The following is a 14495-nucleotide window of genomic DNA, read 5'->3' on the forward strand; positions in this document are numbered from 1 at the left end:
AGCTCCAGAATCATATTTATTTGTTAATATAACAACTTATTGGTTAACTAACGGAGGCGTACAAGATGACAAACTTGCCAAGAGCAGAATATCCTAGACCCCAGTTCAATCGTGATGCATGGGTATGTTTGAACGGAGAATGGAAATTTGATTTTGATGATGCACGTGTTGGTAATGAAGAAGGATGGCATAACGGGAATAAAGACTTTTCCAAGCGGATTGAGGTTCCATTCAGCTTCGAAAGTAAATTAAGCGGCATCGGCGATCCAACATTCCACGATGTGGTATGGTACCGCAGACAGCTTGAGATTCCAAAATCGTTCCAAGGCAAAAGAGTTGTGCTGCATTTTGGTGCAGTAGACTATGAGGCTTCGGTTTGGTTAAACGGCCAGCTCGTTGCAACGCATGAAGGTGGACATACACCATTCCATGCCGACATAACAGACGCATTGCAGGCAAATGGCGACAACACACTGGTTGTCAAAGCAGTTGATCATGGTACGGATGTATTCCTGCCTCGCGGTAAACAGTTCTGGGAAGAGAAATCCCGTGCGATCTGGTACACACGTACAACGGGGATCTGGCAGTCCGTATGGATGGAAGCGGTAGCACCGGTTCACCTTCAGAAGGTGAAATATGTAGCGGATATCGATATGAATGAAATTCAAATCCGCTCGTTTGTAGGCGGTTTTGTACAAGGGACGAAGAACGTAAGCCTTTCTGTCAAGATTTCTTTCGCAGGAGAGATTGTATCGGAAGACACGTATCAAGTGCGGGCAGGCGAAGAGAGTCGGAAAATTAAGCTCAGCGGCTTAAACGATCATGGAATGGACCGGTACTGGTGGCCGGAGCGTCCAAATCTGTATGACGTGGAATACGTGGTGTCGGTTGACGGTGCAGAGGTTGACCGGGTGACAAGTTACTTCGGTATGCGGAAAATCTCGATCGAAAACGGCAAATTCAACTTGAATAACCGTCCTTACTTCATGAAGCTTGTACTTGATCAAGGCTACTTCCCTGACGGCAACCTGACTCCACCAACCGATGAAGCGATTAAGCTGGACGTAGAGCTGATGAAGGAAATGGGCTTCAACGGTGCGCGTAAGCATCAGAAGGTCGAAGATCCTCGCTTCCTGTATTGGTGCGACAAGCTGGGCCTTATCGTATGGGGCGAGATGGCGAATGCCTATGACTACTCTGAGGAGTATGTCCGCCGGATTACGAAGGAGTGGCAGGAAGCGATGGACCGTGATTTCAACCATCCTTGTATTGCCGTATGGGTTCCGCTAAATGAAAGCTGGGGAGTACCAAATATCCAGATCGACGAGCGTCAGCAGCAGCATGCGATGGCTATGTACCACCTGACCAAATCGCTTGACCCGACTCGTCCTGTCATCTCGAATGACGGCTGGGAAATGGTTGCTACTGATCTGTACAACATCCATGACTACGAGTGGAGACGTGAGGTGCTCGAGGATCGTTATGGCAGTGTGGACAAAGCAGTGTCGGCTATGCCAGCCAACCGCCGTCTTAGCGTAGGTGGTCACGAATATGATGGACAACCGATTCTGATTACTGAATTCGGCGGAATCGCCTACAAGAAAAGCGACTGGGAAGGCTGGGGTTACTCCGGTGCTTCGAACGATGAAGACTTCGTTGAACGTCTTCGTAATGTGATTCAGCCGCTTATCTTCTCCGGCGTTGTTCAAGGCTACTGCTATACGCAGCTGACTGACGTTGAGCAGGAGATCAACGGGCTCCTCACTTACGACCGCAAGCCGAAAATACCGCTCGAGCTGATCAAAGCAATCAACGAAGGCAAGTAACAGCAGAAGCCCGGACAGCCAGAGAACGACCTTAAGGCTGTCCGGTTTTTTTGTCCGCTCTAATACGAGCATCTATAAATATGTCCATTCCTTCTAAAAAAGCGACATGGGAGTGCTATCCCCCGAAAGCTAGAATGAGAAACAGAAAGAGCAGCAAACACATTCTAGGGGGAAGCAAAATGAAAAAAACGACTAAGCTCTTAGGTACTTCGTTAATCGCACTTAGCCTGGTTGCAGCAGCGGGCTGCGGCAGCAATAATGGCGGGAATAATGCTGAAAGCAATAATCAAGGCAGCACGAATGCAGCAGCAGGCAATAGCACAAACGCTAAAGCTGAAAAAGCAGATATCCTGTTCTGGACGCCATTCTCCGGCGCTGATGGCGAGTTCATGAAGAAGATCGTTGAGAAGTATAACTCTTCCCAAGACACCTACAAAGTGAAACTCGTTATTCAGCCAAATGGTGAATATTATAAGCTGCTTGACGTGGCGATGAGCGCAGGCAAAGACCGCCCTGACCTGGCGATCATGCACGTAGACCAAATTCCTACCTATGTAAACAAAGGTCAGCTTCAGCCGATGGACGATCTGGCAGCAGCTTCCGCCATTAACAAAACAGATTATGTAGAAGCACCAGTAAATTACGAGACAATTGACAACAAATGGTATGGTATTCCGCTCGATATTCATCCGCTCGTTATGTACTACAACAAAGACTTGTTCGAGCAAGCTGGAATTACAGCTCCACCAACAAACCGCGCGGAATTCGAAGCAGATGTCGAGAAGCTGACGAACAAAGATAAAGGCACATACGGCTATGTTGTTCCAACACTTTGGCCGCAGCAGTTCATTTTCCCAACACTTGTATGGCAAAATGGCGGCGATCTCTGGAACGGAACAGACGTTGCTTACAACTCACCGGAAGCAGTAGAGATGGTGCAGTGGATGCGCAGCCTCGTAGACAAAGGTGTATCCCCGGGCAACGTACAGCAAGACGGTGAGAACACGTTGTTCCTGCAAGGTAAAAACGCGATCCAATTTAACGGTCCTTGGATGAAAGGACAGTTCGACGAAGCGGGTATCAATTACGGCGTAGCGCCTGTTCCACAAATCGGTAAAGCCAAGCAAGCAGTATATGCAGGCTCCCATAACTTCGTATTGCCTAAAGGTGTAACAGACGCAAATGTTGTAAAAGGCATCGGCGATTTCGTGAAATATGTATCGACCAACTCGATGGACTGGGCGGCTTCCGGCCAAGCGCTGGCATCCAAGCCAATGCTTGAATCCGAAGAGTTCAAAGCTCTTGATATGCAAAGCAACGTAGCGAAAGCATTTGAATATGTTCAATTCGCGCCTAACGTACTGAACTGGGCAACGATCTCAGATCCAATCTGGGGCGAACTGAGCAATGCGCTGCTTGGCAAGAAGGACGCTCAAAAAGCGATGGATGATGCAGTAGCGAAGTCCAGACAAGCGATGAAAAAATAACCGTCACCTTTATACAATATGATCATTATGGGAGGACGAGGAGGCGAATAAAATCGCTTCTTCGTTCTCTACTTTTATCCTTAACCGGAAATGGAGGAGCTGCACTTGGTTAAGAGCACTTTGCAATCACGCTTAACGTCAACTTTGTTTGTACTGCCTTATTTGCTCAGCTTCTGCGCTTTTCTGCTGATCCCGATTTTGTACGGGCTGTATATTTCATTCCATGATTTCGAGCTTCTGTCGGATGATCATAAGCTTGTTGGCCTCGATAATTACATCAAAATATTTACACCTGGTTCCTATTTATTCGAGCAATTTACGACAGGTTTATGGAATACGGTCCAGTTCGTACTGTATTCCGTCCCGCTGCTTGTTGTTCTCGGTCTTGCTCTCGCCTTGCTGCTGAATCAGCTGCCGAAGCGAATTCGAGGGATGTTCCGTACTTTTTATTTCATGCCTTATGCGATCTCCGGTTCTGTAATGGCCGTTATTTGGCTGATGATGTTTGATACGAATGCGGGCTTCCTGAACGGACTCTTGGCTAAGCTTCATATTGATCCGGTGGCTTGGCTGACGGATATGCCGTGGGTATGGGTATCTCTGGTCATGACTACGCTTTGGTGGACGATTGGCTTTAATATGATTATTTTCACCAACGCTCTGAATGAAGTGCCGGAAGATTATTATGAGGCGGCTTCGATTGACGGTGCGAATGCATGGAGGAAGTTCGTCAGCATTACACTACCATCGATTCGTCCAGTTATGTTGTTTATCATCATTACTTCTACCATTGCTTCGTTTAACGTTTATGCGCAGCCGTTCCTGCTTACACGTGGAGGACCTGGCGACAGTACAAAGGTTCTGCTCATGAACGTGCTGGATGAAGCATTCAAAGGCAAGCAGGTTGGTTCAGCTTCCGCAATGGCAATTATGATGGCGATCATTATCATTATTGTCTCGGCTGTCCAATACCGGATTGCTTACGGAAGGAAGGAGTAGGCGGCATGAAAAAAACATTACTTGTTCTTGTTGCAGTCATAATCGCAGTTATTTTCCTGCTTCCACTTATTTGGATGTTGTCCACTTCCTTCAAGAATGATTTTGAAGCTCTGGCAGGACAGTTGAGTCTTATTCCGAAGAAGCCAACATTCGAGAACTATGTTGACGGTTTAAAAGGAAACCTGATGAATGTTCCAATTACTCGCTGGATTACGAACTCCTTATTCGTAGGCGCTGCGGGTACAGCTATTGTGCTTCTATTCTCGTCGATGGCTGCGTATGCGCTAGCTCGTCTGCAGGATTTGCCGCTTCGCAAGCTGATGTTCCCGATGTTCATTGGCTCGATGATGATTCCAGGCGTATTGACCTTCCTGCCGATGTACATGGAGTTTAACGCACTTGGTTGGATTAATACGTATGCAGCCCTCATTTTCCCTTACTCGAGTGGTGCATTTGGTGTATTTCTACTCTTTCAATTTTTCACAGCGTTTCCGAAGGAAATCGAAGAGGCAGCCCGGATTGATGGTGCAAACAAATGGCAGATCTACTCGCGTATTCTGCTGCCAGCTTCGGTATCCATTATGGTGACGCTTGCGATCTTTACCTTTATGGGTATTTACAATGATTTCGTTTGGCCGCTTTATTCGACGACTTCGCCGGAGATGCGCACCATTACAGCCGGCATTGCGATGATGGCACAAGGCAGCTATACCCAAGCGTACGGCAAGCTGATGTCGATGACAGTTATTGCAACGCTTCCGGTGTTCATTATTTTCATCGTTGGCCAACGTTCATTCGTTAAAGCGATTACACAAGCAGGAGTCAAATAGGCTTACGAAGTAAGAATCGCCTATAAATCTGGTACCCAGACTTATAAATGGCCATTCTTTAAGACAATGCTTACGAAGTAAGAATGACCACATATGGCTAGTTACTAGCCAAAAGAGTGTCCATTCTTTTCAGGAGGTAATCGAAAGTTGAACTCAAAACGATGGTCTGCTATAACAGCAGCTGTGCTGATTGTTATAGCAGCTGGAATAGGGGTGTGGACAATGAAAGATCAAGGGCAGGAAGCACAGGAAAACACAGCCGTTTACAACGGACATGGAGGTACGTTCAAGAACACGCTTGCAGAGATCGATACGCCTGACCCAGCCGTTGTTTATAAGGATGGCTACTATTACATGACCTTTACGCACAATGGTGCCGATGTGATGGTTATGAAATCTCGTACAATCGACTTCAAGCAGGCAGAGCGGAAGACAGTCTGGTACCCGGATATGGGGACGAATTATTCAGCTGAGCTGTGGGCTCCCGAGATTCAATTTATTCAGGGAAAATGGTATATCTACTTCGCTGCTGATGACGGGCTTAATGAGAATCACCGGATGTTTGTCTTAGAAGCTGATACGGATGATCCGATGGGAAGTTATACCTTCAAAGGCCAGGTAAAGGACGACTCCAACAAATGGGCTATTGATGGTCTTGCAATGGAGCTCGACAATAAGCTTTATTTCGTCTGGTCCGGCTGGGAAGGCGACATCAATTTACAGCAAAATACGTACATCGCGCCGATGAGCGATCCGGTCACCATTAGCGGACCACGTGTCTTATTGTCCGAGCCTGATCTGGAATGGGAGAAAGCCGGCGGTCCTCCTTATATTAATGAAGGGCATTCCATTCTCCATCATAACGGCCAGGTTCATATCGTCTATTCAGGCGCAGGCAGTTGGACGCCGTTCTATTCACTTGGCATGCTAACGCTGAAAGAAGGAACCGACCCGCTTGTTGCCTCGAACTGGACCAAAGCGGAGCAGCCGATTCTCAAAATGGACGAAGAAGCAGGCGTATACGGTCCAGGACATAATTCCTTTGTTTCGTCGCCTGACGGCACAGAGCAATGGATCGTCTATCATGCGACAACAGCGCCGACGGATGGCTGGGGTAACCGCAAAGCACGTGCCCAGAAGCTGACTTGGGATGCGGAAGGCAATCTGCAAATTGGTAAGCCGCTCTCACTGGATACCGCCATTGAAGTTCCTTCGGGGATGGGAGTATTTAAGGCGGAACCGGCAGCAGCAGATGTAACATTTAATCTGATTCTGTCCAACGTTCATACAACGGGTCCATTAATGATTCATTATAAGAATGAAACAGGTGAGATGCTTAAAGCTAAAGTAAGCGTGAACGGTGAGCAAGCATCAGAGGTTACACTTCCGAAGAGCAGCGGAGTGGGTTATGCCTATACCGATATCCCTCTTGCGGCAGGCATGAACGAAATCAGTATTGCAATTGATGGCGGGCAAGGAACAATTGAAGCGATTGAGCTTCCAAGATATGAAGCGGAATTCGCCTCGACAGGTCCGCAAGGAACGGCCGAAGAGAATCTGTTTGCCTCGGGTACAGGCAAAGTTGTTATTGCCCCTGGCGAAGGTGAAGCGGTACGTTTCGAGAACATTCTGGTTCCTGTTAGCGGCAAATATGAGATTCGCATAGCCGCCGCGAATTCATCTGGTAATGATGCAGAGCTGCATATCCGAGTGGAGGATGGCAAAGGAAAAGACGAAAGGGTTATTTTCCCATCCGGTAAGCGCAACAATTACCAGACACAATCTGTCACAATACAATTGAAGGCTGGCAAGAACGCCCTTATACTTGAGAATGCGACAGAAGAAGTACACGTCGATTATATGGACATCAAGAGAGTTTCTAACTAATAGCTTAGCTTACGAAGTAAGAATTGTTAGCAATTCTTCTGAGCTTATGCTTTCGAAGCAGGAATTGCTTCACCATTCTTTTTAGGAGGCGCTGGTCATGAGAGGCTTGTCCTTTCGAACAATCATTCTAACTGCAATTGGGGCAAGCCTTGCCTTGACTGGCTGCAGCCAAAACGATAATAAAGAGACGGTATCCGCTGAAGCTAAGGCGCAGGCTATTCAACTCAATTATTGGACCCCCTTCAGCGGGGGCGATAATTTATTTATGACCGAAATGGTAGATCAGTTTAATCAAGAGCATGATGATATTCAGGTCGTCCAGATGAATTCACGTCTGGACGATTATTATTCACGGCTGAGAACAGCCATTTTATCGGGCAATGCCCCAGATGTTGCTATTATCCATGCGAGCTCATTGCCCCAATTTGTGCAAAACGATTACGTTGAAGATTTATCTGAGCCTGCCGAAGAGGTGGGTCTAGATTGGAATGTATATAACAAATCGGTTATGAAAGCCGCTTTATTCCAGGGTAAACCTTATGCAGTGCCGCTGGATACCCATGTGCTTGTCATGTATTACAATAAAACCTTTCTAGAGCAGGCTGGCGTGCTGGATGATCAGGGTAAACCGGCGATTGAAGGCGGAGAAACAGGGTTTACGAAGTTTCTGACAACGATTAAGCAAGCTGTGCCAAGTGATATCGCACCACTCGCCCAGCCAAGCACACGGATTGATTCTGTCTGGCTGTGGTGGAGTTTGTACAACCAGATTCAAGGCGGCGGGAAGTTTTATAACGAGGACAGTACAAAAGCAGTGTTTAATAATCCGGCAGCGCTGAAAGCTTTAAGCTATGTGGAAGGGCTTTATAAAAGCAAGCTCATTCCGCCGAATATTCCTGATGCATTTAAGCTATTTAATGAAGGGAAAGCAGCCGTTCTGATTAGTGGTGTATGGGCGACTGGCGCACTTGAGAAAAATGAACAGTTGAACTTCGGCGTTGTTCCGCTGCCAACCATCTATGAGAAGCCGGCCGCATGGGCAGATTCGCATACATTAACGATTCCTGCTCAGCACGAGATGACACCTGAGAAGCGCGAAGCCGCGATGACCTTTATGAAATGGCTGGCCGAGCACGGTGCCAAATGGGCAGAGGCAGGCCATGTACCAAGCGTAAGTGCGATATTGGACACAGATGCTTTCAAAGCGCTTGACTACAGAAGTGATTATGCGGAAGCGGCGAACGCGGTAGCCTTCTGGCCGAAGCATACGAAACAGCATAGCTTGATTGAAGTTATCATCCGACAGTTCGAGCGAATGATTTATGGTCAGCAGACACCAGAGCAGGCGCTTCAAGCAACTGAGGCGCAGATTAATCTCGAGTTGTCGAAGTGAGGGTGATAGGATGAATCTTCTTAAGCGTCCACAACATTGGTTCAAAAACCTGGCACTCGCACGCAAGCTCATCCTTATAAATGTACTGCTGATCGTTGTCCCGCTTGGGGTAATTGGAGCCTGGTCGTTCTCGATCTTCGCTTCCAAAATGGAAGAGCAGGTAGGTAAATATCAGCTTCAGATGCTGAAGCAAGTGACGCTGAATATTGATACCTATATGAATGAACTTAATCGGCTGTCGCTCATGCCGTATCAATACCAGGAGATTTTAGATTTTCTCGGTACCTCCCGAGACCCTGGAGAAGCGCTGACCTTGCAGGAGATCGATGATCTGAACAACTTTGTCTCCAAAGTATTCCTGAACGGACGCGTCGATATTATGGGCATTTCGTTATTTGGTGAACATGGAGCCTCTTATGTCGTGCTGCCGGAAAGCCAATATATGACGACCTATCAGCTTGGCGGTAATCCAGAATGGCTCGATAAAGCAAAGGGAAGATTCGGCCAGCCAACCTTCATCACGACACATGATGTGAAGTCGACAAGCGGAACGGTGTACAAGGTGTTCTCCATCGCCCGTGAGCTCCGCAGCTTTGACAGCGGAGATACACTTGGCTATATCGTTATCGATATTGATCCTGCGGCGGTCCGTAAACTGCTGTCACAGGTAAGCCTTGGAAGCAAGGAATCTCTGTACATGACTGACAGTGTGGGGGATCTGGTGCTGCGTAAGGAAAAAACAGCGATTTATCCTGTTATAGAAGGACTTACGCAGGAAGGGGTCTCGCATCATAAAGTAGACGGGAAAAGCCTGTTGGTTGCTCATGTCAATTCGGAAGTGACGGGATGGACAACCGTTGGTGTCGTTCCTATATCAGAGCTTATGAAGGACAGTGTTGTTGTCCGCAACTCCATTTTACTCATTGGCGGAATCTGTATCAGCTTAGCTGTACTGTTGTCCGTCGTGATCGCCTTCCGGATTACGAGTCCACTTCGGATGCTGCGTACGTTGATGCGCAAGGTGGAGCGGGGCGATCTGAAGGTATCTTTCCCAGTCAAGCAATGGGATGAGGTTGGTCAGCTGGGTAGCGCTTTTAACATGATGGTATCGCATTTGAGCGAGCTGGGTTACCGGTTGTATGAAACGGAGATTCGGGAAAAGGATGCCGAAATTGCAGCACTGCAAAGCAAGATCAACCCGCATTTTCTATACAATACGCTTGGCTCAATCTCCATGTATGCCGAGGTAGAAGGCAACCAGGAGGTTGTTAAGATGACGAATAATTTAAGCCGTCTGCTCCGCTACTCGTTAAGCGGCCGCAAGGACACGGTGACACTGCGCGATGAGATGGATCATGTTCAAGGCTATATGACAATTCAAAAAATGCGCTACGAGGAACGAATTGATTTCCGTGTGGAGGTTGATGAAGCCTTGTATAGCTGCCCGGTTATTCCTCTTATGATTCAACCGATTGTGGAGAACGCCATTAATCATGGGCTGGACAAAGGGATCGGAGAGGGTCTTATCCGGCTTTCCTGTTATCAGGAGCAAGGGGTATTGACCATCGTCATTGAGGATGATGGAATTGGCATGACCAGCGAGCAGCTGAGCACGATTCGTTATAGGCTGGAGAAAATTCATGATCTTGGCGGCACAACCGGCAACGGTCTTATGAACGTGCACCGCAGAATCAGGCTGCATTATGGGGAGCAATACGGACTTCAGCTGGAAAGTATGCCTTTCCAAGGACTTAAGGTCATTATAAATATGCCAATCGCTTATTCCATGACAGGTTAGGAGGACAAGCCAATGCCTACCATTCTTATAGTTGATGATGAAGCTATTTTTCGTAAGGGTCTACGTAAAATCGTCGAGTCCTCTTCCGGCAGTTGGCAGGTTGTCGGCGAAGCAAGGGATGGGTATGAAGCACTTGAAATGGTAGAGAGCTTACAGCCCGACGTACTTCTGACCGATATCCGCATGCCCCGGATGGATGGACTGCAATTGATTCAAATTACGAAGAAGCGGTTCCCGAATCTGCTCGTCATTGTGCTCAGCGGCTTTGATGAGTTTACGTACCTGCAGCAGTCGCTGCGCCATGGGGTTCGGGATTACCTAATGAAGCCGGTGGAGCGGGAAGAGTTGTTCAAGACACTAGATCGACTCGAAAGTGAGCTGGCTAAGGTTCAGACGACAACAGAGGTTTATGCAGCTGAGCCTGCAGATGCACGGATGATCCGTCAGCATGTGAGCGAGCATCTGGTTGCCGGGCTTCTGAAGGGCTACGTGAATGAAGGGGATTTGGCGCTTCTAGCAAGAATCGGCCTAACCTTTACGGAGCCCAACTTTGCCTGCATGCTTATCAAGCTGGACAAGGATGCCCTGGATCAAGAACGATATGATAAAGCAGATCCAAGCTTATTCCAGCTGTATATTCAACAGATCGTTCAGGAATTGCTCGACCAGCGTGCCAAAGGTTTTTCGTTTATTTTATCAGAGACAGAAGTCGTTGCTCTTGTGAATGTGGCCAGTCAGCATGAGGCAGGAAATCCACTCTTTGAGCTGTCGGAGACTATTCGCAGGCGCATGATTTCGTTATCGAGATTGACAGTCACGATTGGCTTAGGTCGGACGGTTAGTGGGATCAAGGAGATCCCGCGCTCGTTCCAGGAAGCGAAGATCGCGCAGCTGCATCGGTTAATTGTAGGCGGAGATAGAGTTATCAGTTATGAACGGATGAATGAAGGTAATGAAGAACTAGCATGGAACTCAACACGAGAGCATGCGCTCGAACAGCTGGAGTCATCCATTCACGAAGGAAAGCCTGAGCAGACGATCCAGCATGTTGTCACCTTCATCACGAGTCTTTGTTTACAGGCAAAGAGCCCTGAGATCATTCATCAGCAAATATGCAAGCTGCTTATTCATGGATACGAGGAAGCAGAGAAGTTAGGGCTTACGAAAAGCTGGCTTGGTGAACGGACCATTCAAGCTGTGCTGCTGGAGATTTGCTCGCTTAACTCACGCGCTGAGCTTATTGAATGCTGCCGTTCTTATCTTGGCAGACTGTCGGAGTGTATCGCGTACGGGCAGCGGCATTCCGATCATGATCCGATTGAAAAGGTCATTCGTTTTGTCAATCAGCATTACCAGGAGCCACTGTCACTGAAGCATGTGGCGGAGCATGTTTTCCTGAATCCTGCTTATTTGTCTACCTTATTCAAGCAGCGTACAGGAACATCTCTAGTGGAATATTGGACCGATCTGAGAGTGAGCGATGCGAAGAAACGTCTCGTCACCTCGAATGAGAAAGTGACGGTTATTGCAGAGAGTACAGGCTTCGGGAATATCCGGCATTTCAACCGTGTATTCAAAAGCGTTACAGGATTCGCGCCTAACGATTACCGTGAGCAGGCTCGGTCACTGAAGGTATAAGTAATTCCTTATTATATTGAAAAAACAAACATAGATAGCCATTCAGGTTTAATCACTGAACGGCTATTTTTTATTTTAAGAATAGATGATTGAGAAACCTTCATTCATTGGTGACCACAACAAAAATAATGTTATTGCGTTTTTAAGAGATATATCAGATGAAGAAAGATGCAATGCTGCACAGAGAAAGAAGTCGACCATCTTGGTGGTCGGTCTATTCAATTTATTAGCTAATGAATACTTACCTATAATTTTTGTGAGAAAGTTCATAAGGTTCACCCGAAACATCTGAATATCTTCATGTTGAAGTATGAACTTTTATACTTATATAGGTTCATCATTTTTACTTATACTAAAAGCATCCCAGTACGGGATTGGCGATTGAATCGCTATCTACAACATGAATTAAAGGGGGATTTTCAGTTATGACACAAACATCAAGTACGATTCCAAGAGCCGCAGTGGTTGGAACGGCATCCGGTGTTTTTTTTATGGCACTTTTCGGTACTTTGTGGGCGTACACTGGAATTATGGGACTGCAGGGCTGGGGGCTTCCATTGTTGTTAGTTATTGCAATAATCATGGGAGTGTCACTGTTCATCAGCGGATTTTCACTAATAATTGCATCTCGACAATTAACGAATCAGGCCTCCACAACTGACGTAAGGTTAGGGAAGCGTACAAGGCTATGGTTCAACCTTATTTTCGCGGCGGAAGGAATAGCTATAGCAATCGCGATTGCTATTTGCAATAATACTGAGAGCACTGAATTAATCCCTCTTGTAATAGCTATTATTGTCGGCGTTCATTTTTTTCCGTTGGCTCCTCTATTCCAAGTCAAATTTTATTATTGGACAGGCGCACTTCTTTGTTTGCTCCCTATCGTTATACGGCTATTCGTGCCTGCGGAGTTCACGTTAGGGGAACATCAGATCAATGCATATATGTCTATAACAGGCATTGGCTCTGCTCTGATCCTATGGGCAACTGGACTGATCATATGGCGAATAGGAAGAAGATTGGTTAGATGATGCCGATCAGAATAAACGGATATAATTTCAGTAAATGACTTATTTTTCTGAGAAACTACAGTTGAATAGCCAAACAGATGAAGCTGCCGGCCACGATAGGCAGCTTTGCTTTGTTGTGTAAAAGGACAGATATCAAGGACAATCTCTTGTTCTTCGATGCTTTCGGAAAATATTGACTAGGTGCTTACTTATGGTGTTCAGCGTAATGGGGCTATCAGCGATAATGCAAAAGCGTGAGTGACACGTATGCTATAAAAAAATTAACTTCAATTGTAACGAACTATTAATTTATTGGATATATAGTCGAAGGGAGTGAGGAAGTGGCGGAGGATATAGAAAAAATCTATAAAAATTATGCAAAAAGTGTCTACCGATATTTACTTAGCCTTACTCATGATGAAGATTTGGCTGAGGAATTAACAGAGGAAACATTTTACCGCGCTGTATACTCGATTCATACCTACAACGGCTCCTGCAAAATAAGTGTTTGGCTTTGCCAGATCGCTAAGCACGTGTGGTATCAGGAACTTGGGAAAAGAAAAAGGCATCCAAACGAAGAGTTACACGAAGAGATCCCTTCTCCGAATATGTCGCCGGAAGAAGCCACCTTGTTCCAAAGTAACAAAATGGACTTGTATCGAGCTATTCACAAATTGAGTGAACCTATGAGAGAAATTGTACATATGCGTATATCCGGTGAATTTTCCTTCGCAGAAATAGGTGAAATACTGGGAAAAAGTGAAAATTGGGCACGTGTCACTTTCTACCGAGCAAAACAAAAAATTATGGAGGTGTTATAAATGATCAAATGCCATATTGTCCAAGACCTTTTGCCAAGTTATATAGACGGCTTGCTCAGTGCGGAAACTGAACATGACATCCAGCAACACTTACAGGAATGCGAAACATGCCGTGTGCTTCATGCTAAACTGTCCACTTCGTTAGACAACGCCAATTTACATGTAAATAAGAAGGAAATTGATTTTTTAAAGAAGGTACGAAAAATAACAACGAAGAAAGTGGTAACGGGATTAGTAATACTCCTGTTGATTTTTGCCCTGTTAACTTACTTTTTCGCCATAGGCTCACCTGTCACCAAGACAGATCTCATCTATACAACCAACGTTAAGGGGGACATGTGGCAAATAAATATGGAGCTTACTAACGGCAAAGCCTTGCTTGTGAAAACAGAAACGATTTATGGCGAAAAAGACAGCAATGGTATCAAGCCTGTTATTGGTGTGCTTGTAAAACCTCGCGAATTGCTGCCTTCACCAGTCCTGGAAAGCGACAATACCTCCTTTATGTTTGGCAGCACGACTGACAGCTTCAACAAGCATGATTATAAAGTCATTCTCCGGTTAGGAGACGGTGACATTGTTTTTACATCAGATAACTATGACAAGTAAGGGCAGGATTGCTAAATCACTGCACGAATACCTTAGATATGACTGATATCACTAGGTTTGTAAAAAAGAACTTTTGAAGTGATTAACTTGAAGCAAGGATTAATCGTTTTTCTAAATGGAACTTCAAGTTCCGGAAAGACATCCATATCAACAGAACTATTACGCTTTAATGAGTATGAAATTGAACTAAATACTGA

The 14495-nt window shown here is 46.1% G+C and carries 11 protein-coding genes; all 11 read left to right on the plus strand.

Features of this window, described 5'->3' with window-relative positions; genetic code table 11:
- Window positions 1-65: 65 nt before the first annotated feature.
- Window positions 66-1826: a glycoside hydrolase family 2 protein gene (locus FHS17_RS07045; RefSeq protein WP_167277282.1), complete on the plus strand. Its 1761-nt coding sequence runs from the start codon at window positions 66-68 to the stop codon at window positions 1824-1826.
- 179 nt (window positions 1827-2005) lie between these two features.
- Window positions 2006-3313, plus strand: a complete 1308-nt coding sequence (locus FHS17_RS07050; protein WP_167277284.1) for an ABC transporter substrate-binding protein — start codon at window positions 2006-2008, stop codon at window positions 3311-3313.
- A 105-nt stretch (window positions 3314-3418) separates the two neighbouring features.
- Entirely contained in the window at window positions 3419-4312 is an 894-nt protein-coding gene (locus FHS17_RS07055) for a carbohydrate ABC transporter permease (protein WP_167277286.1), read from the plus strand.
- Between the two features lie 5 nt (window positions 4313-4317).
- Window positions 4318-5142 carry a carbohydrate ABC transporter permease gene (locus FHS17_RS07060; protein ID WP_167277288.1) on the plus strand — a complete coding sequence of 275 codons (825 nt, stop codon included), beginning with the start codon at window positions 4318-4320 and terminating at the stop codon, window positions 5140-5142.
- Between the two features lie 147 nt (window positions 5143-5289).
- Complete coding sequence (locus FHS17_RS07065) at window positions 5290-7029, plus strand: family 43 glycosylhydrolase (RefSeq protein WP_167277290.1); 1740 nt, start codon at window positions 5290-5292, stop codon at window positions 7027-7029.
- A gap of 97 nt (window positions 7030-7126) precedes the next feature.
- On the plus strand, window positions 7127-8422 hold the full coding sequence (locus FHS17_RS07070) for an ABC transporter substrate-binding protein (protein ID WP_167277292.1): 1296 nt from the start codon (window positions 7127-7129) through the stop codon (window positions 8420-8422).
- A gap of 10 nt (window positions 8423-8432) precedes the next feature.
- Window positions 8433-10220, plus strand: coding sequence for a cache domain-containing sensor histidine kinase (locus FHS17_RS07075; RefSeq protein WP_167277295.1), 1788 nt, complete (start codon window positions 8433-8435; stop codon window positions 10218-10220).
- 12 nt (window positions 10221-10232) lie between these two features.
- The gene (locus tag FHS17_RS07080) at window positions 10233-11858 is read left to right on the plus strand and encodes a response regulator (RefSeq protein WP_167277300.1); all 1626 of its coding nucleotides are present in this window, start codon (window positions 10233-10235) and stop codon (window positions 11856-11858) included.
- A 425-nt stretch (window positions 11859-12283) separates the two neighbouring features.
- Window positions 12284-12889 (plus strand): hypothetical protein, encoded by a 606-nt coding sequence (locus FHS17_RS07085; RefSeq protein WP_167277303.1) that lies wholly within the window; start codon window positions 12284-12286, stop codon window positions 12887-12889.
- Window positions 12890-13209: 320 nt separating this feature from the next.
- Complete coding sequence (locus FHS17_RS07090; protein WP_167277307.1) at window positions 13210-13689, plus strand: sigma-70 family RNA polymerase sigma factor; 480 nt, start codon at window positions 13210-13212, stop codon at window positions 13687-13689.
- Window positions 13690-14298 carry a zf-HC2 domain-containing protein gene (locus tag FHS17_RS07095; protein WP_167277311.1) on the plus strand — a complete coding sequence of 203 codons (609 nt, stop codon included), beginning with the start codon at window positions 13690-13692 and terminating at the stop codon, window positions 14296-14298.
- The last annotated feature ends 197 nt before the right edge of the window (window positions 14299-14495 follow it).

The sequence above is a fragment of the Paenibacillus lupini genome (assembly GCF_011761355.1).
Taxonomy (GTDB): domain Bacteria; phylum Bacillota; class Bacilli; order Paenibacillales; family Paenibacillaceae; genus Pristimantibacillus; species Pristimantibacillus lupini.